This window comes from Mediterraneibacter sp., from assembly GCF_030825015.1.
In the GTDB taxonomy this organism is placed as follows: domain Bacteria; phylum Bacillota; class Clostridia; order Lachnospirales; family Lachnospiraceae; genus Mediterraneibacter.
Genome location: NZ_JAPJQP010000007.1, coordinates 20,085 through 47,038, shown reverse-complemented (window position 1 = coordinate 47,038; position 26,954 = coordinate 20,085). Strand labels below are relative to the sequence as shown.

25 protein-coding genes are annotated in these 26,954 nt (G+C 44.6%); 3 read left to right on the top strand and 22 right to left on the bottom strand.

Going from position 1 to position 26,954, the window contains the following annotated elements:
• Positions 1–65 precede the first annotated feature (65 nt).
• Complete coding sequence (locus tag RCH61_RS05215) at positions 66–1,064, top strand: LacI family DNA-binding transcriptional regulator (protein ID WP_178006319.1); 999 nt, start codon at positions 66–68, stop codon at positions 1,062–1,064.
• Between the two features lie 69 nt (positions 1,065–1,133).
• On the opposite strand, the gene RCH61_RS05210 is transcribed toward RCH61_RS05215, so the two are convergent.
• From RCH61_RS05210 to RCH61_RS05195, 4 genes are all read right to left on the bottom strand, one after another.
• Positions 1,134–2,426, bottom strand: a complete 1,293-nt coding sequence (locus RCH61_RS05210) for a UDP-N-acetylglucosamine 1-carboxyvinyltransferase (RefSeq protein ID WP_178006320.1) — start codon at positions 2,424–2,426, stop codon at positions 1,134–1,136.
• A 181-nt stretch (positions 2,427–2,607) separates the two neighbouring features.
• Entirely contained in the window at positions 2,608–3,120 is a 513-nt protein-coding gene (locus RCH61_RS05205; protein WP_178006321.1) for a shikimate kinase, read from the bottom strand.
• A 221-nt stretch (positions 3,121–3,341) separates the two neighbouring features.
• The gene (locus RCH61_RS05200; RefSeq protein WP_178006322.1) at positions 3,342–3,764 is read right to left on the bottom strand and encodes a hypothetical protein; all 423 of its coding nucleotides are present in this window, start codon (positions 3,762–3,764) and stop codon (positions 3,342–3,344) included.
• A 191-nt stretch (positions 3,765–3,955) separates the two neighbouring features.
• Entirely contained in the window at positions 3,956–4,522 is a 567-nt protein-coding gene (locus tag RCH61_RS05195) for an FHA domain-containing protein (RefSeq protein WP_178006323.1), read from the bottom strand.
• Positions 4,523–4,678: 156 nt separating this feature from the next.
• Here RCH61_RS05195 and RCH61_RS05190 point away from each other — a divergent pair, with 156 nt between their 5' ends.
• Together RCH61_RS05190 and RCH61_RS05185 are read left to right on the top strand one after the other, a co-directional pair.
• Entirely contained in the window at positions 4,679–5,914 is a 1,236-nt protein-coding gene (locus RCH61_RS05190; protein WP_178006324.1) for a DUF1015 domain-containing protein, read from the top strand.
• Between the two features lie 38 nt (positions 5,915–5,952).
• The gene (locus tag RCH61_RS05185; RefSeq protein ID WP_178006325.1) at positions 5,953–6,816 is read left to right on the top strand and encodes a methionyl aminopeptidase; all 864 of its coding nucleotides are present in this window, start codon (positions 5,953–5,955) and stop codon (positions 6,814–6,816) included.
• Positions 6,817–6,932: 116 nt separating this feature from the next.
• Here the strand turns inward: RCH61_RS05185 and RCH61_RS05180 are convergent, their stop codons facing one another.
• The 18 genes from RCH61_RS05180 to RCH61_RS05095 all read right to left on the bottom strand — a co-directional run bounded on the left by RCH61_RS05180 (position 6,933) and on the right by RCH61_RS05095 (position 26,940).
• Entirely contained in the window at positions 6,933–7,859 is a 927-nt protein-coding gene (locus RCH61_RS05180) for a bifunctional hydroxymethylpyrimidine kinase/phosphomethylpyrimidine kinase (protein ID WP_306480062.1), read from the bottom strand.
• Entirely contained in the window at positions 7,844–9,910 is a 2,067-nt protein-coding gene (locus tag RCH61_RS05175; RefSeq protein ID WP_178006478.1) for a glycoside hydrolase family 13 protein, read from the bottom strand. The genes RCH61_RS05180 and RCH61_RS05175 overlap by 16 nt, the downstream gene beginning before the upstream one ends.
• Positions 9,911–9,913: 3 nt before the next feature.
• Entirely contained in the window at positions 9,914–11,755 is a 1,842-nt protein-coding gene (gene ftsH / locus RCH61_RS05170) for an ATP-dependent zinc metalloprotease FtsH (RefSeq protein ID WP_330692926.1), read from the bottom strand.
• A 15-nt stretch (positions 11,756–11,770) separates the two neighbouring features.
• Entirely contained in the window at positions 11,771–12,298 is a 528-nt protein-coding gene (gene hpt, locus RCH61_RS05165) for a hypoxanthine phosphoribosyltransferase (protein ID WP_178006477.1), read from the bottom strand.
• On the bottom strand, positions 12,255–13,718 hold the full coding sequence (gene tilS, locus RCH61_RS05160) for a tRNA lysidine(34) synthetase TilS (protein WP_178006476.1): 1,464 nt from the start codon (positions 13,716–13,718) through the stop codon (positions 12,255–12,257). Before tilS ends, hpt begins: the two co-directional genes overlap by 44 nt.
• A gap of 7 nt (positions 13,719–13,725) precedes the next feature.
• Positions 13,726–15,162 (bottom strand): SpoIIE family protein phosphatase, encoded by a 1,437-nt coding sequence (locus RCH61_RS05155; RefSeq protein ID WP_306480061.1) that lies wholly within the window; start codon positions 15,160–15,162, stop codon positions 13,726–13,728.
• A 241-nt stretch (positions 15,163–15,403) separates the two neighbouring features.
• Positions 15,404–15,745 (bottom strand): FtsB family cell division protein, encoded by a 342-nt coding sequence (locus RCH61_RS05150; protein ID WP_178007758.1) that lies wholly within the window; start codon positions 15,743–15,745, stop codon positions 15,404–15,406.
• Positions 15,746–15,825: 80 nt separating this feature from the next.
• Complete coding sequence (gene yabQ / locus RCH61_RS05145; protein ID WP_306480060.1) at positions 15,826–16,185, bottom strand: spore cortex biosynthesis protein YabQ; 360 nt, start codon at positions 16,183–16,185, stop codon at positions 15,826–15,828.
• Between the two features lie 3 nt (positions 16,186–16,188).
• Positions 16,189–16,473, bottom strand: coding sequence for a sporulation protein YabP (gene yabP, locus RCH61_RS05140; RefSeq protein ID WP_178007762.1), 285 nt, complete (start codon positions 16,471–16,473; stop codon positions 16,189–16,191).
• An 87-nt stretch (positions 16,474–16,560) separates the two neighbouring features.
• On the bottom strand, positions 16,561–16,800 hold the full coding sequence (locus RCH61_RS05135) for an RNA-binding S4 domain-containing protein (protein WP_178007764.1): 240 nt from the start codon (positions 16,798–16,800) through the stop codon (positions 16,561–16,563).
• 230 nt (positions 16,801–17,030) lie between these two features.
• Positions 17,031–17,303: an HU family DNA-binding protein gene (locus tag RCH61_RS05130; protein WP_004846044.1), complete on the bottom strand. Its 273-nt coding sequence runs from the start codon at positions 17,301–17,303 to the stop codon at positions 17,031–17,033.
• Positions 17,304–17,408: 105 nt separating this feature from the next.
• The gene (locus tag RCH61_RS05125) at positions 17,409–19,148 is read right to left on the bottom strand and encodes a phospho-sugar mutase (RefSeq protein ID WP_178007766.1); all 1,740 of its coding nucleotides are present in this window, start codon (positions 19,146–19,148) and stop codon (positions 17,409–17,411) included.
• A gap of 77 nt (positions 19,149–19,225) precedes the next feature.
• The gene (locus tag RCH61_RS05120) at positions 19,226–20,227 is read right to left on the bottom strand and encodes a CotS family spore coat protein (RefSeq protein ID WP_178007768.1); all 1,002 of its coding nucleotides are present in this window, start codon (positions 20,225–20,227) and stop codon (positions 19,226–19,228) included.
• A gap of 86 nt (positions 20,228–20,313) precedes the next feature.
• A complete protein-coding gene (locus tag RCH61_RS05115) occupies positions 20,314–21,663 on the bottom strand; it encodes a CCA tRNA nucleotidyltransferase (RefSeq protein ID WP_178007770.1) in 1,350 nt (449 codons plus the stop codon).
• A 37-nt stretch (positions 21,664–21,700) separates the two neighbouring features.
• The gene (locus RCH61_RS05110) at positions 21,701–23,326 is read right to left on the bottom strand and encodes an ATP-binding protein (protein ID WP_178007772.1); all 1,626 of its coding nucleotides are present in this window, start codon (positions 23,324–23,326) and stop codon (positions 21,701–21,703) included.
• Between the two features lie 3 nt (positions 23,327–23,329).
• Complete coding sequence (locus RCH61_RS05105; protein ID WP_178007774.1) at positions 23,330–24,382, bottom strand: metallophosphoesterase family protein; 1,053 nt, start codon at positions 24,380–24,382, stop codon at positions 23,330–23,332.
• Between the two features lie 167 nt (positions 24,383–24,549).
• A complete protein-coding gene (gene asnS, locus RCH61_RS05100; RefSeq protein ID WP_178007776.1) occupies positions 24,550–25,941 on the bottom strand; it encodes an asparagine--tRNA ligase in 1,392 nt (463 codons plus the stop codon).
• A gap of 57 nt (positions 25,942–25,998) precedes the next feature.
• Positions 25,999–26,940, bottom strand: a complete 942-nt coding sequence (locus tag RCH61_RS05095; protein WP_178007777.1) for an alpha/beta fold hydrolase — start codon at positions 26,938–26,940, stop codon at positions 25,999–26,001.
• Between the last annotated feature and the right edge of the window lie 14 nt (positions 26,941–26,954).

The window sequence follows — 26,954 nt, the reverse complement described above, 5'->3', positions numbered from 1 at the left end:
TAATTTTTTTATTTACATAATTAATTTTTTGTGCTATTATGTTTACTAAACAAGGAGGGGATCTTATGGCTACAATTCGAGAAGTTGCAAAAGCAGCAAATGTTTCTATTACTACTGTTTCCAAAGTTCTTTCTGACGATCCTGATTTTCGGGTAAGTCAGGCAACAAAAGAAAGGGTTCTTAAAACAGTAGAAGAACTTCATTATCAATATACAGGAAAAAAGAGTCAGATCCACATCGGCTGTATCATGTCCTTAACCTATAGTTACTCTGACCCTTATTTCAACGATATTCTTGGTGGTATTCAATCTTATTGCGCCTCACATAACGCATTTATTTCGTTAATCGTAAGCTATGCTCAACTGCAAGATATGACTCCCGGACTGAAAAAACAGCTTGCGGAGCTGGACGGGCTGATCATCACAGAACTTCCTCCGGGAACGCTTGATTTTATTACAAGCCTGAACAAAAAACTCATATTCATTGACAATTACATTAACGGATACTGCAATGTAGGTTACAATACCGTATATGCAAACCAGCTGGTCTTCAATCATATTATCGACTGCGGTTACAGAAAAATTGCCTATATCGGAGGGCCTTCCAACTCATCCCTGTCCTCAGACTTCGACTCCTGCTGCCGCATGATGATCTTGCGGGAAACGCTTCGCGAAAACAAGATCCCCTATGACCCTGAGCTGATCTACAACTGTAACTGGGATTCAAAGACATGTGCCGCTCAAGTAAAAGAGCTTTTAACAAAGCATCCCGAAACAGAGGTGATCTTCGCCGGTTCAGATTCTCTGGCGATCGTCGTCCTCTCTCAATTAAAAGATTTAGGCTTAAAATGTCCTCAGGATATCGGAGTTGTCGGATTTAACGATATCGCTCTTTCTAAAAACTTCTCACCGGCGCTGACAACGATCCGTCTGCCTTCCGCCGAGATGGGAAAACTATCCGCCGAAGTATTGATCCGGCAGATCAAAAGCAATACCGTCTTAAAACAGCAGCTCCTTCTTCCCGTCGAATTAAAAGTGCGAAAATCGACTCGAAAAATCCGCTGAAACAATGTGAATTTTACACTGTAAAAGAACAAAAGGCAGGATCGACTTATTCCGATCCTGCCTAAATCTTTAACCAACTTTCAATTTGAACTTCTGAATCTCTTTTTCACTGGATACCCGCTCAATCATACCGCCGAGACTTCTAAGCTTCTCTTCAAAACGTTCATACCCTCTCTGAATATAAACGATATCATCGACGATCGTAATTCCTTCCGCCGCCAACCCGGCAATACAAAGTGCTGCGCCAGCGCGAAGATCCGGCGCACTCACACGAGCCGCAGAAAACTTCTCAACCCCTTCGATTGTCGCGGAATTTCCTTCCACTTTCACCTGTGCGCCCATGCGCGCCAATTCTCCAAGATATTTAAACCTGTTTTCAAAAATACTTTCCGTAATCGTACTTGTTCCTTGCGCCAATGCAAGCGTCACTCCGATCTGAGGCTGCATATCCGTCGGATATCCCGGATACGGAAGTGTCTTCACTTGTGTACATCTCAGACGTTTTTTCGCAACAACGCGAACCGCATCGTCAAATTCTTCCACTTCGCATCCAATATCTACTAATTTTGAGATCGTAGCATCAAGATGCTTCGGAATTACATTCAGCACCGTCACATCCCCTTTTGTAGCCGCCGCTGCAAACATAAACGTACCTGCTTCGATCTGATCCGGAATAATAGAATATTCTGTCTTATGAAGCGATCTCACGCCGCGGATCTTAATTACATCCGTGCCCGCACCTCTGATATTGGCGCCCATGCTATTCAAAAAGTTCGCCACATCAACAACATGCGGCTCTTTCGCCACATTCTCCATGATCGTCAGACCCTCGGACATAGCCGCCGCCATCATCACATTGATCGTCGCTCCAACTGTCACAACATCAAAATATAAATGTGTTCCCCGAAGCTTCTCCGCCTCGGCAACAATCTTACCATGTTCAATATCAACATCTGCTCCGAGCGCCCGGAAACCTTTAAGATGCTGATCGATCGGTCTGCTGCCGATATTACATCCCCCCGGAAGCGCAACTTCCGCTCTCTTATACTTACCGAGAAGCGCCCCTAACAGATAATAAGAAGCCCTGATCTTCTTAATGTAATCATACTCTATATTAAAATCACCAATCGTACTTCCGTTGATCTTCACTGTATGACGATCGATCCTCTGCACCATAGCGCCGATCCCGTCAATGGCTTCCAACATCACATTTACATCATTCACATCAGGCAGATTCTCAATCTGAACAGTCTCATCCGTCATAATCGCTGCTGCTAAAATTGCAAGAGCCGCATTTTTTGCACCGCCGATCTCTACTTCGCCGACAAGCGGATTGCCACCTTTTATGATATATTGTTCCATATCACACCTCTATTTAGATTTTATTATCATACTTGTACTTTTTTGTACATTTCTCTATATTCTGTCTATCTCTATATTCTATATATTTGTGTTGATTTCAGTCTGTCGTGTCTATTCTAACACATATTTAACTTTTTTTAAATCCCAAGTTTTTGCCAAAACACTATTCTAGTGCGGTTTCCTATACATTGTCAAGTTTTTTTACTTCTGCCAGAACATTTTCAATCGTATCTTCTATCTGACATCCGTCTTCACAGATTGTAATGTCTGCATATTTTTCAAAATATTTCACGCGCTCTTCATAGAGATCTCTCAGCGTCTGTCCGTCCCGCAGGACAACCCCCCGCTTCTTCGGACTGCGTATCCTCTTCTTTATTGTCTGATAAGATGCTTTCAAATATACAATCGTTCCGATCTTTTTGTAATGTTCCATTGCCTCTTCACAGTAGATCACGCTTCCGCCCGGAGAAATAACTGCATTTTCCGCATTTACATCTGCATTCACCCTGTTTTCGATCTCAATAAAGCCATCGTCTCCCACCTCGGCTATAATCTCGCACAAAAGCTTATTCTCCTGTTCCTGAATCAAAAGATCCGTATCGATAAACTGCATTCCGAGACGTTTGGCCACAACAATACCGACTGTACTTTTGCCGACTGCAGGCATCCCTATAAAAATCAAATTTTTCTTCATATGTATTCTCCGCCTTATTTTATTCCCCTTCTGTATACATTGCTATATCTTTCTTATTTTATCACATTCCGTCCTATTAGTAAATCAAGACAGACAGCTTGAAAATTTCTGTAAAATATCCCTAAATTTTCACGATTAATACCCCTCAAATTTCAGCTAAAACGCATTTTCTCCAATCAATCCCATCTACATTTTGCAAAATTTGCATAAAGCAAATCACCCTATTTAAAAAGTCGGTGACAGCACCTTCGATGATCGCACCGCCGTTTATACAGTTCCTGAAACAGCATTACTTCTACCAAATCCCGCAGATTTTGCATCTCCAGCTTCGCATTTTCTGCGGTATCTGCATCCTCCGCTTCTGTATCTCCCCCATCTTCCCTGCAAATATGCTCATACCGCCGGACATTATCACACACCCGCGCACACATCAGCTTTAGCTGAAGCTTATCGGGATACATATCATACACCATGCTGTTTTCATATTCCATTCGATCGCACTCTTCTTCTACATAAGGAAGAATCCGTTTCGGGATCTTCGGATACATACTTTTTAAATATTCAAAATCCATCCGCTCCACCCTCTCATCATCAAAGGAAAAAGGCATCGGATAAGCCATATAATAAGGCAGTTTTTCGTTCATCTTTCTCACTCCCGGACTGATATTATATGGGTACTATATGTAAAATCATGCAAAAATGTGACAATCCAAAATATTGCACCACGCAAAACAGCCCGTTCCACGATTCTGACAGTTCTCTGCCATACTCGTAAAATGGGCTGCTTTTCTTATACTCACACCATCCTTTGGCGCATCACTTTCTGTCTTCTCTTTTAATCGCTTTCCCGAAGAACACGCTGTACTTCAAGACGAGTTTCGCCGATCCCGATAATATCATCCCTTTGGATCTCCATCGGATGATCGATGCGGACGCCATTCAAATATGTACCATTTCGTGAATCCTCATCTTTTATATACAATTTGTCGTTCTTATGCAAGATCACACAATGGAGCTTGGAAACTCTGCCGTCGGATGTGATCGGAAGATATTTTTCGTACATGCTTCCATCTTTTCCCCTGCCGATCCCAATATTATCACAAAACGTAAAACTATACTTCTCCCAACTGTCGATATCTTCGAGTATGATCTTCCAACGGCGTTTCTTCCTCCGCTGGCGCTGTTCTCTCGCATAAGCTTCCTCTTCCCGCTCCCGTCTGGAACGTGCGCGTGCTTCCTCCTCACGCCCATACCCTTCTTCATATTCATCCCGACGTTTCTTACGCCCCTTGCCATCTGTTCTCGCCAGCTCCGCTTTACTTTTTTTGATCCCGGAAAACGAGGCAAATAACATCGCGGCACATCCTGCCGCAAGTAAAACCATTACAATCCAATACCACATAAATTTTTCTCTCCTCTAAAATTTAATACTACTATATTTTTACAATTCGGGCAAGTAAAATGTCAGTTTTTGTCTCACTTCATCCGACTCTTCCGTGACAAATCACTTTGCCTTATGGTATAGTTATTTGGCAAACGATTTTAAGGAGGTACCCCTATGAGCACAATCCGACCATTTAAAGGAATCCGTCCCCGCGAAGATCTCGCGCCTGCTGTTGCCGCTCTTCCTTACGACGTATACAGCAGTGATGAAGCACGAGAGATCGTAAATGCCGAACCGATGTCATTTCTTCAGATTGACCGCGCCGAAACGCTTCTTCCAAAAGGAACGAATCCCTATGATGACGATGTATATCAAACCGCAGCCGAAACGCTGAACCGCATGATCGAAAACGGTTCTTTCATTCAGGACGGCGCTCCCTGTTACTACTTATACGCACTTACAATGAACGGAAGAACACAGACCGGACTTGTAGGCTGCGCTTCCGTCGATGATTACCGAAGCGGCGTGATCCTGAAACACGAAAACACGCTGGAAGCAAAAGAGCAAGATCGCATCCGTCACATCGACACATGCAGCGCGCAGACAGGGCCGATTTTTCTCGCTTACAGACCAAACGAAAAACTCAGTGAAATCATCCATACTGTCCAAACTGCTCCTGCGCTTTATGATTTTACAAGCAGCGACGGTGTAAGACACGAAGTGTGGCTTATAGATGAAGTGTCAACAATCGTTGATATTTCGGAAATTTTTAAATCAATCCCTAACTTATATATCGCGGATGGTCATCACCGCGCCGCATCTGCAGTCAAAGTCGGTCTGAAGCGCAGATCGGAAGACCCTGATTTTTCGGGAGAAGAAGAATATAATTATTTTCTGTCCGTTCTCTTCCCTTCAGATGAACTTGCGATCTATGATTATAATCGGGTTGTTGCAGATAAGAACGGGTATACATTTGACCAATTTCTTGATACAATAAAAGGTAAGTTTGATGTGATTCCTGCCGGCACACAACCTGTACGTCCGCAGCAAAAGGGACAATTCGGTATGTACGCCGACGGAAACTGGTATCTTGTAACCGCCGGTTCCGACCTGTTTTCAGGCGATCCGGTGAAAGATCTCGATGTTTCTATTCTGCAGGACCACATTCTCGCTCCTGTTCTTGGAATTACGGATCCCAGAACAGATTCCCGCATCCGTTTCATCGGCGGAATCCGGGGACTCGGCGCATTAAAAGACGCTGCTGATCAAACCGGCGGCATCTCTTTTGCCATGTATCCGACCTCAATGACAGAATTAATGGATGTTGCAGATGCAGGTCTTCTTATGCCGCCGAAATCAACATGGTTTGAACCGAAACTGCGAAGCGGACTGTTTATTCACCGCTTTTAAAAGGTTCCTTTTAAAAACACAACAAGGAGATGTTATTCATGGAAAGAAATGAACTCTGTTGGTGCGGCAGCGGCAAAAAATATAAAAAATGCCATATGCCGATTGAAGAAAAGATCCTTCTGCATACGGAAAGAGGCGAAATCGTTCCTACACGAGCGATCCTCAAAACACCTGCGCAGATTGAAAAGATCAAAGAAAGCGCCAAACTGAACACAGCAGTACTTGATGAAGTTGCGAAGAATATCCGCATCGGAATGAGCACCGCCGATATCGACGATATCGTATATACATTTACAAAAGAGCACGGCGGCATCCCTGCGCCGCTTAACTATCAGGGATTTCCCAAAAGTGTCTGCACTTCGATCAACAATGAAGTGTGCCACGGCATTCCCGACAAAAACATTATCCTTCAAGAAGGAGATATCATCAATGTTGACGTCTCCACAATCTTAGACGGATATTTTTCCGACGCTTCCCGTATGTTTAAGCTTGGAACAGTTTCAGACCGTGCAGAAAAGATCGTCCGTGTGACAGAAGAATGTGTCAATCTTGGACTCGCGGCGGCAAAACCTTGGGGGCACTTGGGCGACATCGCACATGCAATCAGCACTCATGCACATAAAAACGGGTACTCTGTCGTAGAAGAGATCGGCGGACACGGCATCGGACTTGCATTTCACGAAGATCCATTTGTCAGCTATGTCACACCGAAAGGAAGCGAAATGCTTCTCGTTCCCGGCATGATCTTCACGATCGAACCAATGATCAATGAGGGCAGCCCGGACTTTTTCGTCGATGAAGACAACGACTGGACTGTATACACGATTGATGACGGATTGTCAGCTCAGATCGAGTATATGGTACTCGTAACAAATGACGGAATCGAAGTCTTGACAAAGTAACGCGTCTAAAACGCTATTGCTTACCAAAAACAAATACCGCAGAACAGAGGCTTTTCCGCCTGCTGTTCTGCGGTATTTTCTTTTTTCTTTCTTTTTCTCGCCAAAAGTGTCCTCGTTCAAGAACTACTGCGGTTCTTCTCGCACAACATCCAAAGATATTTTTCATATTCTGCACCTTCTTTTCGGGAAATCCCGAGAGATACCGCGTCTCTTATTGCCCGTTCGATCATCTCTCCCGCCAGTCTGACCGACTCCTCCGTACAGTCGCCCCGCGCCTTCCCGCCGGCAACTACAGAAGCGAACAGATCTCCCGTTCCTGAATAACTTGTCCCGATAAAAGAGGATATACTCGCTGTCATTCTCTCACGCGTCACCGTAAGATTTGCAACCTTTTTCTGTCTTGTCTCCGCCTGCGGATCTTTTTTCAAATCTGTTCCTGTTTTGTCCGGCTTCGCCTCATCAAACAGAACCCCTGTCACAATCACTTCTGATACCCCGCTGTCCAAAAGTCTCCCGGCAGCTTCAGCCACAACAGCAAAAAGAGCTTCCTTATCCCCTGTTTCGGCAGCCTCTTGTACAAGATGATAATCAAACTCTGTCAATAAACAAAGTTCCGTCACATTCGGCGTTACGATATCCGCCCTCCTGACAAGCTGCTTCATCTCTTCCTGAAATACCCCGTCAAAAACAGGAAATCGTTTTCCGTTATCTCCAAGCACCGGATCTACAAGAAGAAATGCGCCGTCTTTATGAAACAGATCAAGAAAGCGATTCACTTCCCCGATCTGTCTGTGTCCTGACATAAATCCTGTAACAATCCCGTCAAACTGTGCGTCTGCTTTCTTCCATTCTTCAGTAATCTTTCCCATCTGCTCTGTAAGATCCTGAAAAAAATAGCTTTCAAACCCTGTCTGAGCGCTTAATATGGCTGTCGGCAAAGGGCATGGCTGCACCCCCATCGCCGAGAGAACCGAGATTGCCGCTGTCAGCGAACACCTCCCGAATCCTGCCAAATCATTCAAGACCGCTACTTTTCCTGCCATATTGTATCTCCCTCCGGTATCGGTTTCATCACAATCGCAGAGTGGCGTCCCATATTAATAACAATCTCTCCGTTTTCAACTATATATTCGTCATACTCGGTCGTATATCCTTCCTCGTATGTATACATAAGCCGTTCCATTCTGCCCTCTTTCGGAACTCCGGACAGCCAGACCGGAACAGTCAACTCTTTAAGTTCCTTACTATTATTCAATATGACAACGATCTGCTCGTCCTCTTGGAATCTTGCATACGCAAGTACGTTTCTCTCTGCATAAAGCAGCTTGATCGAACCTTTCCGAAGAGGTTTTTCTTCTTTGTGAATCCGAATCATTTCTTTATGAAACGCAAGCAGTTCTTTATTCTCCCTGCCCCACGGATATGTCCTCCGGTTATCAGGATCTGTGAATCCACACACACCTGCCTCATCTCCGTAGTAAACTGTCGGCGCTCCGACCCATGTCATCTGAACCGTAACCGCTTCACGCATGACAGCATAATTAACCCCTTCTTCCGCTGCCTTTGCTCCCACATGTTCTGCTCTGCCCACGACATGGTTCGTTCGTGTCAGGAAACGGGAATGATCATGATTCGAAAGTTCATTCATCGCAACCTGAAGCGACGGTGTCAGCATACTCGCCATAAAATGTCTCATACCGCCCACAAAATTGTCTGCATTTCCCCACAGATCTGTCCTTCGTTCATCGCTGTGCTTCTCCATTCCGGTCAGAAACCATGTCAGAGGTTCCATAAACGCATCATAATTCATGACGCTGTCCCACTCATCACCCTGCAGCCATTCTGCCGGGTCTCCATAATGTTCTGCCAGAATCAAAGCTTCGGGATTCGCTTCCTTTACTTCCTTGCGGAAACGTTTCCAGAACATATGATTATATTCATTGCTGCACCCTAAATCTGCCGCAACATCAAGCCTCCATCCATCTACATTATACGGTGGAGAAACCCATTTCTTTCCTATGTCCATAATATATTGCTCAAGTTCCGGTGAATCTTCATAAGACAACTTCGGAAGTGTTTCATGCCCCCACCATCCGTCATAACTTTTATTATACGGCCATGCCTCATTTCTCTCATCATGAAAACGGAAATATTTCCGATATGGGCTGTCAGCGCTTACATACGCGCCTTTCGGATATTCCGGCTGCTGTTCGTAGATCCTCTCTCTGTCGATCCATTTATTAAACGAACCGCAATGGTTGAATACTCCGTCAAGGATCACCCGCATCCCCCTCTTATGCATCTCTTCGACAAGCTTTGCAAACAGTGCATTACTTGCTTCCAAATTGCGGATATCCCCTGTTCTCTTCTGATATTTCGTTGCGCCGATATTATCTTTCGCACCTTTCGGAAGCGCTTCTCCGCCGTCTGCAACAATTTTCCCATAATGCGGATCGATATAGTCATAATCCTGAATATCGTATTTATGATTCGACGGAGAGACAAAAAGCGGATTAAAATAGATTACCTCAACTCCGAGATCCTGAAGATAATCTAATTTATCCATAACGCCCTGAAGATCACCTCCATAGAAATTCCTGATATCCATCGCTGCCGGAACTTTGCTCCAGTTTTTGACCTTCGCGCTCGGCGCGCCAATATAAATATATTCCCCGTCTTCTACATCATTCGTCGGATCTCCGTTATAAAACCGATCCACGAAAATCTGATACATAACTGCACCCTTCGCCCACTCTGGAGTTGAAAACCCCGGAACGACCGTAAATGCATAATAATCTTCCCTCTGATTCGAAACTCCCCCTCTGCTGAAATAGCAGAGCTGATCTCCGCTTTTCACTTCGAACAAATAACTAAGAGGAGCATCGCCAAGCTGCCACTCTATCTCATAGAAATCGAATTCATCTTCAGAAACAGTCTTCCACATCGAATGTGACGTATCGCCGCTCAAAATATGGACTTCATCCACATCATTATGAGCCGTGCGAAACCGGATCTTGATCTTTTCGTTTTCCTTTGGTTCAGCAGGGATGACATAATCCTGCGTACCGTCACAGAATAGTGCCTCTCTGTTCATATACTAAACCTCCTCTGATTTTCCGTCCTCGAACAACGCCTCGAACTCACTGCGCGTAATCTTTTCTTTTTCAAGCAGAAGCTTTGCACATGCGTCAAGCACATCGTGATGTTCCTCGATAATAGAACGTGCTTTTGCATAGCACTCGTCAATGATTCGTTTCACTTCCTCATCGATCGTTCCTGCAATCTTCTCTCCATATCCTCTCGATGTATGTCCAAAATCGCGTCCGATAAACACTTCATCACTGTCATTATCATAATTAATCAGACCAAGACGCTCAGACATACCGAACTTCGTGATCATTGATTTTGCGATGGCAGTCGCCTGCTTGATATCCTGCGAAGCGCCTGTCGTAATATCGTCAAAAATCTCTTCTTCTGCTACGCGGCCTCCTAAAGAAACCGTAATTTCCTGAAGCATCTGCCCCTTCGTATTAAACATCTCGTCTTTCTCCGGAAGCGGCATCGTATATCCGCCTGCTCCTCCTGTAGGAATGATAGACACACTGTATACAGGTCCTACATCAGGAAGTACGTGGAACAAAATCGCATGCCCAGCCTCATGATAAGCTGTGATCTTCCGTTCTTTCTCCGAAACGATACGGCTCTTTTTCTCTGCTCCGATCCCTACTTTTACAAATGCGTGGCGGATGTCTTTCTGCTGAATGAACATCCGGTTTTCTTTCGCAGCTATGATCGCAGATTCATTTAGCAGATTCTCCAGATCTGCCCCTGTAAATCCTGCCGTTGTCTGCGCGATCTGTTTCAGATCCACATCTTCCGCCAGTGGTTTATTTTTCGCGTGAACTTTTAAGATCTCTTCCCTGCCGCCTACATCCGGGCGCCCTACAAGCACGTTCCGGTCAAAACGTCCCGGTCTTAAGATCGCCGGATCGAGAATATCTTTTCTGTTCGTTGCAGCCATCACAATAATTCCTTCATTGACGCCAAAACCATCCATCTCAACAAGAAGCTGATTCAACGTCTGCTCTCTCTCGTCATGACCGCCGCCAAGCCCGCTTCCTCTCCGTCTTGCCACAGCGTCAATCTCGTCAATAAAGATGATGCACGGCGCGTTTTTCTTTGCATCTTGAAAAAGATCACGCACACGGGACGCTCCCACACCGACAAACATCTCCACAAAATCCGAACCCGAAATACTGAAGAACGGAACTCCGGCTTCTCCTGCGACCGCTTTCGCGAGAAGCGTTTTTCCTGTTCCCGGAGGGCCTTCCAACAACACTCCTTTCGGTATCCGCGCGCCTACCTGCACATATTTTTTCGGCGATTTCAGAAAATCAACGATCTCCGCAAGTTCTTCCTTTTCTTCCTGAAGACCTGCAACATTTGCAAATGTCACTTTGATCTCGTCACGATTCGTCATGCGCGCACGGCTCTTTCCAAAATTCATAGCCTTTGCATTCGCTCCGTTTCCCTGACGGTTCATAAGGAAAAAGAGCAGCATGATCCCGCCAAGCGTAATCACTGTCGGAAGAAGCACAGAAGAGATCATCGACGTTTCCGGGATCGCAGATATCTCATATGCAACCTTATTCTTCTCAAGCAGTTCTTCTGCCTTTTCCACATTAGAAACATTGACCGAACGGTTCTCATCCGTATCTTTCAGCACAAACACGACAGTACCTGTCGGAACTGCTTTATTCTGATCAATGTAAACTTCTTCTACATTCTTCGCCTCAACCTGTGTGACAAATTCTGTGTACGTCATCGCCTGCCGATGCACCTGCATCCGATTCGCCATCCAGAGCGCGCCAAAAACGATCACCATAAATGTAATGATCGTAAATCCATTCACACTTCTGTAATTTCTGTTATTATCCAAAACTGATCCTCCTGATTATTCCACACCTTCCACTACGCCAATGTAAGGGAGGTTTCTATATTTTTGGGCGTAATCAAGCCCGTATCCCACGACAAACTCATCCGGGATCTCAAATCCGCAGTAGTCAACCTTTACATCCTTCACTCTGCGGTCCGGTTTATCCAGCAATGTACAAAGGCGCATACTTGCCGGATTTCTCTTTTTCAATACATCGATCAGGTAATACAGCGTATTGCCCGAATCAATAATGTCTTCTACTATAAGTACTTCCTTATTCTCAATCGACTCATCCAGATCTTTCGCTATACGGACAACTCCGCTTGAAGATGTTCCGTCCCCATAACTTCCAACGCACATAAAATCCATAGAAACCGGAACTGTGATCCGTTTTGCAAGCTCGCACATAAAAAATACGCCGCCCTTTAATACACAGATCAAATGAATCTGTTTTCCCGCATAATCTTCACTGATCTTTCTTCCAAGTTCCCGAATCTTCTCATCAACTTTCTCTTCTGAAATCATCTCTCTGATCGTTTCTGCCATCTCTTTCTTCCTCCGTAATCTTTATTTCAACAATCTTCTTTGTCTTCTCTGTCACTTTATACGCAATACTCATCCTGTATCCCGGTATCCATACGATATGATTCCCATCGGCGACAAGAAGCATCCTATCCCGCTCTTCCTTCGGAATCTTCTCATTAATAAACCATGACTTCATCTTCTGACGTTTTCCCTGCGCATCGATCACAAGGTAATCGCCGCTTTGTCTTGTCCGCAGGCAAAGTCCGCATTTAATTATATCATAATCAACCCATTTCGTGTAACTTTTTTGCGGGATTTCTTCTGCCTGCGAAATGTTTCCGTTTTCCACAAAACGAAGATCCAGCCTGACATTCGGACAATTCTGCTGTGCCGCTCTCTCGGCTTCCAAAAACAAGTCTTCTGGCTGCCTGCAAAGTTCTATTCCGGTATACGTCCGCCTTGCGCTCACGCCGCCCGGAAGATCGACACTTTTTCCGACCTGACGTTCAAACAGTTCCGATACCGACTGAAGATGAACGGATGTCACATCTTTCTCTGCTCCCCGTACTTTTGCGACCGCTTTTTGAAGAAGAAGCTTTCTTACAGCCGGAAATTCCCGAAAGAACGGTTCTTTTTCAATCATAAGAGCTGATATCTCCGTATCATTTTCCTTCTTTTCTATGCGGACACATGTTTTCCACAACTGTTCTGCGCCATAGTCAAGATATTCACACACTTCCTCTGCCTGACGCGACAAAGATTCCAAATGTTTTACAGCCTGCCTGTTGACCTCATTTTCCAACACCGGAAGCACTTTATGCCGGATCCGGTTGCGTGTATATTCATCTTCTTCGTTCGTCGCATCGGTACACCACGCAATGTTCCTCTCCCGCAGATAACCTTCAATCTGTTTCCTCGTAAGTGAAAGAAGGGGTCTTATCTGTTTTCCGCGCATCGGAACAATCCCGCACAGACCCCGGATTCCGGTTCCCCGCGCAATATTGAGAAGAATCGTTTCTGCGTTGTCATCTCTGTGATGGGCGGTCGCAATCTTCGTTCCTCCGTTTTCGGCGCACATCTGCTCAAACGCCTCTTTTCTTACTTCGCGTCCCGCTTCCTCACAAGATTGTTTCCGCTTTTTTGCAATTAATTCCACTTCTTTTCGGAAAACCCGGCATTCCACCTTAAGTTCTCCGCACAGCCCTCTCACATATGCCTCATCGGCATCCGCCGCCTCGCCCCGCAGACAATGATTCACATGACATACTTTTACATCGAATCCATACTTTTCCCTCAGACCGCAGAGCGCCAAAAGCAGGCATACCGAATCCGCTCCGCCCGATACGCCTGCAATCACAACATCTCCCTGTTCGATCATATGAAATTGTACGATCAATTCTTCAATTCTTTTTTCTGTTTCTCTTCCCGCTCTGTTCATCATAAGTCAACTATACCGAATTCATCCTCGCCTGTAAAGTGTCCGAACGATATATTTCCCACATTCCGACAACAATCACCGTCATATCATCTGCCGGTTCGCGCCCTGTCCACGCCAGCACCTGCTCCAAAATATGATGTGCCATTTCCTTTGGGTTGGCGATTGCGCTTCCCTGAATGATCGTCTCCAGCAAAATATCCTGCTCGCCCACCGGAAGTGCATCCAGGATCCCGTCAGTTACCATGATAACGAGATCTCCATCCTCAAGCTTTCTCCTGACAGAATCTATCTCGATCTGATTCATCACCCCGATCGGAAGACTCGTGGAACTTAGATGTTCCACACAATCTTTCTTCTTGATAAATGTAGAGGACGCTCCAGCCTTCACAATCTCGCACTCCCCGGAATACAGATCAAACACGCTTAAATCCACTGTTGAATAATGGATTTCCTCACGCCCCGCCGACAGAGTTGTGTTGATCATCTGAATTGCTGCTTTTTCCGGGAAACCCGCGGCAAGCAGTTCTTCCAAAAGTTCGATTACCAGCGTACTCTCCCTGCAGGCTTCCTCTCCGGATCCCATTCCGTCCGAAAGGGCCGCCGCCTTTCTGCCCCCCGGTATCTCCATCAGTGTAAAATTATCTCCCGATATTTTAGAGCATCCTTTCCCGATTTTCGCAGAACCGGACAGCGTATAATACCGTGGACCTTCCCTGCATACGATCGTCATGTAACGAAAACCGACTACCTGAGGCCCGTCCTGTGCAAGGATAAAACGTTTTCCCGATGCCTCTGACACAGCCTGAACAACTTCTTTCGCCGTCCCTTTTTCTTTTCCCGTGCTTCGAACCGTCACATGAATCTCAAACTTTCCCTCCCCGTTCAAAAACAGATAAGTATAAAGAACACGCATCCCACATTTGCGGAGCGCGGCTGCAATCCGTTTTTCCATCCGTTCATCTGTAAAAATACTTTTTTCCAATTCTCTCACAGTTTGCTTCATAATGTCTGCGAAAAGATCCATCTGAAACGCACAGCCCTCCCGGCTTCGCGCCAAACGGTTTGTCCATATGATATTCTGCCTGGCATCCCGAAATCCTTCCAGCATTTCCCGAAGAAAACGGGGCGCCTTCTCGCATTTTTGCATGAGTTTGCGTTTCGTCTCCACATTCAGCTCATTTCCGTAATGATCGACCGCTGATAATACATCATATCCCATCTGATATGTATGAACAAAATTTTCTCCCCAGCACCATGCGTTTTTTTCACATTTCCTGCACACCCGTTCTTTTACCCGTTCAAACATGCCGTCAATGTCCGCTCCGGTAAATTCTTCCTTCTGCTTCTCCAGTTCTAAAAATGTATGAGAAAGCTGCTTTAATGAGCTTGCATATTTTTCAATCTGTTCTACATAAGGACTCCCTTGCAAAGCCTGTCCTTCTTTCATTAATATGACTCCTTTCCTGATTGCGTAAAAAGAATCTCGATCTTTTTTGCAGCAATCACCGGAATTGCCAAAAGGCACATTCCGGGATTGTAAGCGGTTGCCAAGATCTCGGGCAAGCCCGGACTTTGGCTTGTCGCCAGTCGCAAAAAACTCCGGGGAATCTTCCCCGGAGTTATCTTTCGTACATGCCTGTTCTGCTTTCTATCCTGCTTTTCAAACTGCTTTTTGTCTTATCTCTGCTCTACTTAGACGGTTTAAAAATAATTTCATTCGGATTCACAAGACCAAGTTTATCTTCCGCCGTCTCTTTTATGTACTCATCTGTCTGAACGTACGCCTCGTATTCCTTAACTTCTTCCGCGCGCTTCTCTTCTGCCTTGATCTGCGCGTCCAATTCTTCTTCCTGCGCTTTATACTCACTGTTCTTCGCATGCAGTTTCACTGCGCCGACCGCGAGTACCCCGGACAAAAATACAAGAACCGTACAGATCATCAGAATACTTCTTTTGTATTTCCGAAGATTCGCTGATTTTCTGCGATCCATATGTCTTCTATCCGTCGTTCTTTTCTTCTTACCGTTCATTTATATCACCCTATTCATTCTTCTTTGCACTCCCCAGTGTTAAGTAATATTGTAGCTTTTTTCCGAACTCATTTCAAGACTTATTTTCTTTTTTCTTTCTTTGATTTTCTGCCCGATTTTTCATTTTTTTCTTTTTTTCCACATATTCCGGCACACCATTTTACGGCAGTCTTCATCACCGCATATCCGGTCGCCCCGCCGCACAGCATCCCAAGCACAAAAAACCAGCGGATTCCGCCGTACGTTGTCTCATACATTTTCCGAAAAATATACACGCTCGCCCCAAACCAGTAAATAAGATCTTCCAGGCTCATCACCCACGAACTGTGGACAACGAGGTTTCGAAAACAGACTAATATTCTATAGGCAGCCGCCACCTCAACTCCTGCCAGCACCGCATAAAGAAAAATCCCTGCTTCCGCTCCGATTCCAAGTATCATACTTTACTTAAACAGCTTCGTCAAAAAGCTGTCCCCCTGCTTCGCCTGCGGAGTTACACTTGAATACGCAATACTGTCAATATTCCCTGACAGATCGACTTCGCCTTTTTCCACCGTCAGCCTGTTGACATGAAGATCCGTTCCTTTTACCATAAGCATCCCCTGTTCCGTTTCAAGTAATATCTCATTCAGATCAAAAGACAGTACATCCAAAACCCCGGTCACCGTACTCGTCTTTCGGTTGTTTACGATCAATTTGTGCGCCTTTGCAATCCGCTGTTCTTCCATGAAAACTCCCTCCCGCCTCCGAACTTTTTACAGCATGGTTATATATATGAAAGGTTGTTTTCATTTATGCTTTTCATTCCACTTTCTTTACAGATACCGGAACAATTCTTCCGCCTTCTCTTTCTTCGTTGTATCTTCCAGTTTCAGTACTTCCGCTTTTACATCCTTTGTCCCGAAACGGATCTCGATCACATCTCCGGGTTTTACCTGCACAGATGCTTTCGCCGGTTTCCCGTTGACTGAAACCCTGCCGGCGTCGCACGCCTCATTTGCCACTGTCCGTCTTTTAATCAGACGGGATACTTTCAAAAATTTATCAAGCCGCATTCTCTCATCCTCCTTCCACTGACTCTGCTGTTTTTATCGTTCTTCAGAATAAACGAATCCCCATTCTTTCCTCAGTCCTGTCATAATATCCATCACATCTGAGGGATACTCTAAATGTATTTTCTGTCTGTCCGCATACTCTTTGCCTTATGCGCAGTAATACTCAAAAGGCACTCGCGATGCCATGCATCGTAAGTGCCTTTCATTATCTGCGCATTCAAACGAATTGATTAATTGATAGCGTCTTTAAGAGCTTTTCCTGCTTTAAATTTCGGAGCTTTGCAAGCTTCGATCTTCATCGTCTTTCCTGTCTGCGGGTTTCTACCCTCTCTTGCAGCTCTCTCACTCACTTCAAATGTACCAAAGCCTACAAGCTGAACTTTCTCACCTTTTTTCAGTTCTTCAGTAACAACATCAACAAAAGCTTTCAGCGCTTTTTCAGAATCTTTTTTGGAAATGTCAGCGCTCTCTGCGATTGCTGTAATCAATTCTGTCTTGTTCATAGGTAAATCCTCCTCTTAATTGTATCACCATACAATGTTATTCGTTTTAAAGGGGAACAATCTGAATTCCTCTAGTTTCCGCCTTTAAATACTGTTATATCGGGTTTACACTGCTTTGTCAAGATTTTTCACCATTTCCATAATGGCTTTTCCCATTTCTTCGGATTTTGCATCCGCATCCGCTATAGAAGCGCCTTTTACACCATAATAGAATTTTACCTTCGGCTCTGTTCCCGACGGTCTTACACATACCCACGCTCCGTCCGGAAGTTCGTAATAAAGCACATTAGAATTCGGAAGTCCTGTTGCGGTTACTTCCCCTGTCTCCATGTCTTTGATCGTGTCTGCCTGATAATCTCTTACTTTCAGCACTTTATATCCGGCGATCTCTTTCGGCGGTTCACTGCGAAGAGAAGCAAGAATCTGACGGATCTTCTCAAGTCCTTCGATTCCCTTCATCGTAATGGACTGAATATCGTCCTTATAATATCCGTAACGCTCATACATCTCGATCATCGCATCCCACAATGTCATACCTTTTGTACGATAGTAAGCCGCAGCCTCACACAATGCCATTGTAGCTACGATCGCATCTTTGTCTCTTGCATGAGTTCCAATCAGACATCCATAGCTTTCCTCAAATCCAAACAGGTACTCTCCTTTTCCTTTTGTCTCAAATCCGAGGATCTGCTGTCCGATATACTTGAATCCTGTCAGACATTCAATAAGACCTACATTATAGTAGTCTGCGATTGCATCTGCCATATTAGAAGTTACAATCGTCTTAATAAGATATCCTTCTTCAGGAAGTCCTTTCAGTTCTTTTCTCTGTCCGATCTCATAATCTGCAAGAAGGCATCCTGACATATTACCTGTCAGATCGTGATATACGCCGTCCTTATCTTTCACACGAACGCCAAGCCTGTCCGCATCCGGGTCTGTCGCAAGTACGATATCCGCATCGATCTCTTTCGCCAGTTTCAATCCAAGCTCAAAAGCTTCCTCAGCTTCCGGATTCGGATAGGAAACTGTCGGGAAATCTCCATCCGGCAGTTCCTGCTCTTTTACGACATATACATTCTCAAAACCAAGTTCTTTTAAAATGCGGCGCGCCGGAATATTGCCGGTTCCATGAAGCGGCGTATACACGATCTTAAGATCTTTTCCCGCCGCTTCGATTGCATCATGATGAAGAACCTGTGTCTTCAGTTCTGCAATATAAGCGTCGTCCACTTCCGCTCCGATCACTTCATAAAGTCCCGCCGCCTTCGCTTCTTCTTCCGGCATCGTCTTCATCGTTGTGTAATCTTCCACTGCTTTTACTTCGTCCATAATACCTTTGTCATGAGGAGGCGTAATCTGTGCGCCGTCTTCCCAGTATACTTTATAGCCGTTATACTCCGGAGGATTATGACTTGCCGTAATATTAATTCCGGCAATACATTCGAGTTTTCTCACTGCATAAGAAAGCTCCGGTGTCGGACGCAGTGACTCAAAGATATATGCTTTGATCCCGTTTGCAGCCAGACAGCAGGCAGCCTCTTTTGCAAATTCTGTTGACATATGGCGGGAGTCATACGCAATCGCAACTCCTTTTGCCTGACCGTCATTCTTAATGATATAATTCGCAAGTCCCTGTGTCGCCTTACGAACCGTATAAATATTCATACGATTTGTTCCTGCGCCGATGATACCGCGCAGACCTGCTGTACCGAACTCCAAATCCATATAAAATCGTTCTTTAATCTCATTTTCATCCTCTTTGATACTCTCAAGCTCCGCCCTCGTATCTTCATCAAAGTATGAATTCGAAATCCATTCTTCATACCTCGCTTTGTAGTCCATAATATTACCTCCTAAACTAAATATAAATTTTATATCCGCCCCTATATGCTCGATATGTTTTATTATACAACAAACTCCTATAAATTTAAAGGAAATATCCGACTAAGGAACTCATATTTTTCTTCTGTCTGACGAATACACATTTCCAGTTTTTCTACATTCTTTTCAGAAAGATGCGCCTTATTAGACTGGTAATAGCTCCCTGCGATCTTTTTGAATTTTTTAGGATAAGCAAGATTTAAAGCGATAAACTCCCGTTCCTTTTGCGATAAAGGACGCACCTGTTCGTAGGATTCCACCATTTTTTGTCCTGTTTTTTGTTTCCATTGATTTTTTTCCATTACTTTTCTTAAAAAATAACAAAAATCTTTCACCTGAACATCTACATGCATATGTTCAAAATTTGTCACGGCAATCCCGTCTCTGAGCATAATCAGATTATGATGATTGTAGTCTCCGTGGACAACGCTTCCTTTAGAAACACTCTCTTCAAAAAGCTGTCTGCATCCCGAACTTTCCATCTGTTTTAGAACGCAATCTGCCGCACAATACATTTTGTCGAAATTTTCCAAAAACAAAATTTCAAAATCATTTTTCACCGGTCTTGAACGAATAAAGGATCGAACCTTTTTCAGTTCTCTGTTATATCTGCGGATCTCTTCAACCGGATTCCTCCCTGTCATATCAGCTCCAAGATCTACCCTTACAGCCAGATCTTCCATTTCCTTATGCAAATCCGCAAGTGTTCCAAACGCCCACGCAGCTTCTTGTTCCTGCCTTACGTCGCACTCTCTTCCCGGATACCATTTTTTCAGCATATACAAGTTGCCTTCCCTTGACATCACACAAAATCCACCTTCCTTTGTGCAGACAGGTATGTCAGCTTTTATGTTGCTGCGGCTTTCTATTTCACTCAGCGCACGATATAAAAAAGGGGCGCGCCGCTCTGACATCTTTGTCTCTTTGAGCAGCATCGTCCCTTCTTTCGTATCACAAAAAAACGCACCCCTTATCCTTCGGGTGCTTTTCACTTCTATGTCATACTTTTCCAAAACTTCCAGTTCGTATTCTTCTCTCATAACTGCCCCCTGTTTTCTACATTATGACTCTTTTTAATGTATGAACAACAGAGGGCGATTATAACCATTCTTTTCTGATCTTTCTATCAGTTGTTTTCGTTCTTCTGAGATATTTTTTTGTTTACATATTCACACAATTTTTTCTTATCATTTTCTTCCGGATGATCAATGACATATTCAAGCAGTTCACTTAACATTCTTCCGATCTCAACTCCGGGTTTCATGCCAAGCGCCATCAGATCTCTTCCACCAACGGCAAGCTGTCTAAGCGTCACACATTCTTCCTTTATGATTGCCTCCTGATAATACTTTCTCATGGCAACAATATTCTCGATCTTCTCCCGCCTTCTGTACGAACTCTGCGCCTTCACATCCGCCAGCCGAACCGCCAGATAATACGGGAACAGATCGACGCCGATCCGGTTCATTGCCCGCCGTACGTTTGCCGGAGTCGCTTCCACCCGATAATCATGAAAGCAGACAAGCCGGGTCACTTTCTTGATCGTGTCATTATCAAACTTCAGTCTCTGCATCACATCACGGGCAATCACTTCACTTACAAGCGCATGCCCTTTAAAATGATCCCTTCCGTTCTCATCCGTTGTCTTTCTCGCCGGTTTTCCCATATCATGAAACAGCATCGTAAGACGTAGGATCTTGTTCCGTTTCACATACTTCAATGCATGAAGCGTATGTTGAGCCACATCATACTTATGATGTGGGGTATTCTGCGCCACGCCTTCCATCGCATCCCACTCCGGGAGGATCACCCTTGTAATCCCCAATTCATATGCATCCTGTATCCGCTCCGGGTGTGCCGACACAAGAAGTTTTACAAGTTCTGCCTGTATTCGCTCTGCGCTGATATGTTCCAATGTCGGCGCAAGTTCTCTGACCGCAGCAGCCGTTTTCGACTCGATCGGGAAATTAAGCTGAGCAGAAAACCGTACCGCCCGCAAGATCCGAAGTGCATCTTCAGAAAATCGTTCTTTCGGCTCTCCGACACACCGAATCAAATGATGATTAAGATCCTGCATTCCTCCAAATACGTCCACCAAACGTACTTCATCATTATATGCCATCGCATTGATCGTAAAATCTCTGCGGCGAAGATCTTCCTCCAGTCTGTTCGTAAACAAAACTTCCTTCGGATGCCTGCTGTCTTCATACGCGCCGTCGATCCGATAAGTCGTAACCTCATATCCGTCTTTTCCAAGCAAAACAGTAACCGTACCATGTTCAATTCCTGTGTCAACCGTCCGCTTGAACAGTTTCTTGACTTCCTCCGGTCTTGCAGATGTTGTAATATCCCAATCCTTCGGTCTTCGTGCAAGGATTGAATCACGCACACAACCTCCCACCGCATACGCTTCGTATCCGTGGAGCTGCAGATTTTTTATAATTATCATTACTTTTCGCGGTAATGCTATCTTCATGAAACTTCCACCTCTGAAATACCCTTTTTCTAACCATTTACATGAACTGCCCCAACAAGTTTTCTTCCCTATTGTGACAACTTAATATTATAACCTGATTTTTCTGCCGGCTCAACCATTTTATAACAGATTCCAGCCTTTTATCATCATAAAAAGCAAATGCATCGTCAAAGATAAGCGGCATCGGTTCTTCCAGAAGCATCTCTGCCGCCGCCATCCGCACAGCAAAATAGATCTGCTCTAATGTTCCTCTGCTCAGACGCTCCGCCGGAATACGGCGTACGCCGTCCCAAACAGAGATCCCCTCATGTGCGTCGGCCTTCAGCCCTCTATATCTGCCATCCGTAATCTCAGAAAAGATTTCCGAGGCTCTCAGATTCATCTTCTGCGAAGTGGCGTCCGACGTTTCCTTCGCCGTCTGTATAAGAACCTCTTCCGCCATTTCAAGCGCTTCTCTCTGCACTTTCAGCCTCTTTCCGATCTCACTGTCCATCCGTTCACCGCACTGTTCCTGTATATTCTGACAACGGATCTCCTTTTCTTTCCACTCCGATCGCAGATGTGACATCTGCCATTGCGCCTGACGGATCTTTTCTCTCAACTCGCTTGATTCCCGTAATTCTCCCATTTGGCAATTCTGATCGATCTGCCCGTTCAAATCAACTTCTCTTGCAGCAGATTTCTTATCCTGCCTGCTCTTTTTGCGTTCTCGCAGTTCTTTGCTTACCTCGTACAGTCCAATCGCACACATCCCTAATCCGATCAAAAGCAAAATCTCTGCAATTCCTGCAAAAGACACGGAAAATCCTCCTGCCCGAACCGCCGCAAAACGACTCCACAGCAGTCCGATCCCGCCGGCAAAAATCCCGCCAAGTCCGGTGAAAAGAATATGTTTCCCCCGACCTTTTCTGGTTTCTGTCTCTTCTGTACCGATCTTCGTTTCCTCTTCCCGCATCTTTACAGACCTCTTCAATAAGTGAAGTTCTTCTCTTCTCTCTTCATATTCCCCGCGAAGGCTCTCCATATCCCGCTCTAAATATTCACATTCCTGAAGCATCTTCTGTCTTTTTCGCTCTTCTTTTTCTTGCTCTTCCCGAATTGCCCGTTCTGTCTTTTTTCTTTTTTCTCTCAGCGTCTGCACCGCGCCTCTTAAGTCAAGATCTGCTCCGCCTGTCTCGTAATAATTCGCAGCGTAATTCTCCAGCGCCTCGGAAAGCGCCTGTCCGGGTCTGCTTTTCAACTGACCGACAGATACCGTGCTGTCAAATAATTCTGCTGTCAGACTACCCAAAAGCATTTCCAGGTCGCCGTGTTCGGGTGACAGTTCTTCCCCGTCATCCTCACAGATCAAAAGAACCTTTTTCCCGCTTTTCTGTCCGTTTCCAAACGTCCTCTCAAGCCGGAAACATCTCCCGCCACATTCAAACCGCATAACGCCTGCATAACTGCCGCCGTCCCATGGCTCATACTTCGTAAAATCATCTTTCGCCGCCGCTCTTCCCCTGCCTCGTCCCAACCCGAAGAGCATCGCTCTTATAAACAAATGCAGCGTTGTCTTTCCGAACTCATTTTCCCCGCTGATCACTTGTACTCCGTCTTTTAAATAAAAATGCTTTTCTGAAAATTTCCCGAAATTTTTAATATAAAGCTCCCTTATTACCATTGTTTATCCTCTGTTTCCCGCCAAAAGCGCTTCCACTCCTTCACAGAGCGCGCAATATTCTACACTTCCTTCTTCGCATCCTGCGAATTTTTCAATATATCTTCCGAGAAGTGTTTCTTTGTTATCCGCATAAAGCCGTTCAAAATCATACGCCGGACTTGTCTCATCTATAACCGCCAGAATGCAGCCATCTTCTGCCAAATATCCCACATCGAATATGATATCTGGATCTCTTTTCCCTCTAAGAAAGATTTTATAAATGTTTTTATTTCTATATTCATCTATAAGTTGCTTTATTTTGGATTTTATGCTACCTTCTGTATCCAATGTATCTACTTCTACTTTGCCATGGATATACTCTCTTCCCGCAAATGGAATCCAGTGGGTTCTCGTACTTCCATTTGTGATCTCTCCTTTCACATATCCATGCTGCCCTACGTCATTCTGATCAATAGGTTCAAGCGCTCCCGCATAGATCATCCGATCTTTCTCCAACGCCTGCGGCTTATGGATGTGCCCTAACGCAATATAGGAAAATCCCGCTTTGCCCAACCTTTTTTTGTCAAACGGAATATGTGTTTCATCTCCTCCATGAGCCAGTAAAATTTCATTTTTCTCAAACCCTGCCGGCTCTGCATCATTATAAAGCGGCTCTCGAATTTCCCGTTCATAATAGCTGAAACCATATACAGCAGTTTCTAATTCCGGAAAATCGATATGCTCCATCTCTTTTCCAAACAGCGGAAAGACATTTTTATTCCACTTAAAAGTCCGATAATTCGAATCGATCCGCATATAATCATGATTTCCTGCAATAAGCACAACTTTCGTATGCGTCAGCTCCGAAAACAAATAATTCACTTCTTTTAACTCCCGCACAAGCGGCTGTCTATGAAAAAGATCTCCGGCAATAAGAAGAAGGTCTGTCTTCTCCGCTTCACATATCCGTACTATATTCTCAAACGATGCCCACAATTCCCGTCCTCTGTTTTGGCTGTATCCTGCCGCTTCCGGTTCTGCCCCCAGATGAACGTCCGCAATATGAATAAATCTCATCTTTTATTTCTCCTTTTCCGCACCTCTTTCATATAGTAGCAAAAGGACGCCACACAACTGTCGCGCCCTTATAATACACTTCTTCTCTATCTGTTTATATTAATCAGCCTCTGAAAGCTTTCTCTGAAAACGCCTCTTATCCCTGCCGCCGCAAACAGCGTTCCTCACTACAGTTCGCAGTTATTTACTGTTCTCGGGAACGGAATCACGTCACGAATATTTGACATTCCTGTCAGATACATCACGCAGCGCTCAAATCCCAATCCGAAACCTGCATGTCTTGTAGAGCCGTATTTTCTAAGGTCAAGATAGAAACCATAATCTTTCTCATCAAGACCAAGTTCGTTCATACGGGCAAGCAGTTTTTCATAATCATCTTCTCTCTGACTTCCGCCAATGATCTCACCAATACCCGGAACAAGACAGTCAACTGCAGCAACAGTTTTTCCGTCATCATTTTGTTTCATATAAAACGCTTTAATTTCCTTCGGATAATCTGTAACAAATACCGGACGTTTATATACCTGTTCCGTCAAATAACGTTCATGCTCTGTCTGCAAATCGCATCCCCATGAAACCTTATATTCAAACTTATCGTTATTCTTTTCTAATATCTCGATCGCCTCTGTATAAGTAACGCGGGCAAAATCTGAATTTGCAACATTATTAAGTCTTTCAAGAAGCCCCTTGTCAACAAAAGAATTAAAGAAATTCATCTCTTCCGGCGCATTCTCGATCACATAATTAATAACATATTTCAGCATAGATTCTGCAAGATCCATATCATCTTCAAGATCAGCAAATGCAATCTCCGGTTCGATCATCCAAAATTCCGCTGCATGACGCGTCGTATTTGAATTTTCCGCACGGAATGTCGGTCCAAATGTATAAATACTTCTAAACGCCTGCGCATATGTCTCACCATTAAGCTGACCGCTCACCGTAAGGCTCGTCTCTTTTCCAAAGAAATCTTTTGTATAATCTACTGCTCCATCCTCATTTTTCGGGATCTGATCCATATCAAGTGTCGTAACACGGAACATCTCTCCTGCGCCTTCGCAGTCGCTTCCCGTGATCAGCGGTGTATGTACATACACAAATCCTCTTTCCTGAAAGAATTTATGAATCGCATATGCCGCCAAAGAACGCACACGGAATACTGCCTGAAATGTATTTGTTCTCGGTCGCAGATGAGAAATCGTCCTCAAATATTCAAAAGAATGACGTTTCTTCTGAAGCGGATAATCCGATGCAGACGCGCCTTCTATCTGTACTTCGTCCGCCTGAATCTCAAAAGGCTGTTTTGCCTGCGGAGTAGCGACAAGCGTACCTTTCACGATTACTGCCGCTCCTACGTTTAATTTTGAAACCTCTGCAAAGTTCTCCATCTCATCATGGTATACGATCTGAAGCGGTTCAAAATAAGAACCGTCATTCACCACAATAAAACCGAATGTCTTCGAATCCCGAAGACTCCGAACCCAGCCTCCTACAGTTACTTTTTTGTCAAGATATGATTCTCTGTCTTTAAATAATTCCCGAATCGTTGTCAATTCCATATCAGATAACTCCTTCAATCAAATTTCACCGGCATTTCTGCGGCAATAACAGTTCTATTATAACACTTTCTCTTCCATATGTCCTGTCAGCCACTCAAATAAATCATCATATACCTGTTCTCTGTCTGATTCATTCAAGATTTCATGCCGATCACCGGTATAGAGCCGCAGCGATACATCTCTTATTCCCGCCGCTCTGTATTTTTCATAAATTTTACGGACGCCTTTTCCGAAATTTCCTACCGGATCTTCCGATCCTGCCGCAAACAAAATCGGCAGGCCTTTCGGAATCATGTAGACGCCTTCCTTTCTCTGCATGTTGATCATTCCTGAAAACATACTGTAATACGCGTTAACCGTAAAGACAAAGGAACAAAGCGGATCCGATACATAGGCATCCAAATGTTCCCTGTCGCTTGTAACCCAGTCTGCCCGCGTCCTTGACGGCTTAAACTTTCGATTAAAATTCCCAACAGCCAGACGATCTACAAAATGACTGCGATAATGCCAGCCCCGCACGGCTGCCATCAATCTGCAAAGACGTTTTCCAAACACAAGCGTCGCCTTTTTATGATCGGCAACCACGCCTATAATGATCGCTCCGCTCAGTCCTTTCCCATACATCTGAATATACTGACGCAGAAGCGAAGATCCCATACTGTGTCCCAGCATAAAATACGGAACGTTCGGATATTTCTTCATCGTCCGCTGGCGAAGCGTATGAATATCGCCGAGGACACACGCATTACCATATTTTTCACTGAAAAAACCATATTCCGATTTTGCCTGTACTGACTTTCCGTGTCCCAAATGATCATTTCCCACGACATAGAAACCCTTGTCACATAAAAATTCGGCAAATTCATCGTATCGCTTGATATACTCTACCATTCCGTGGCAGATCTGCAATACTGCTTTCACCTCGCCCTCAGGCTTCCATTCTATCGTATGGATCTCTGTATTACCGTCTTTTGATGGGAAATAAAACTCGTCTCTCATGTCACTGATGCTTC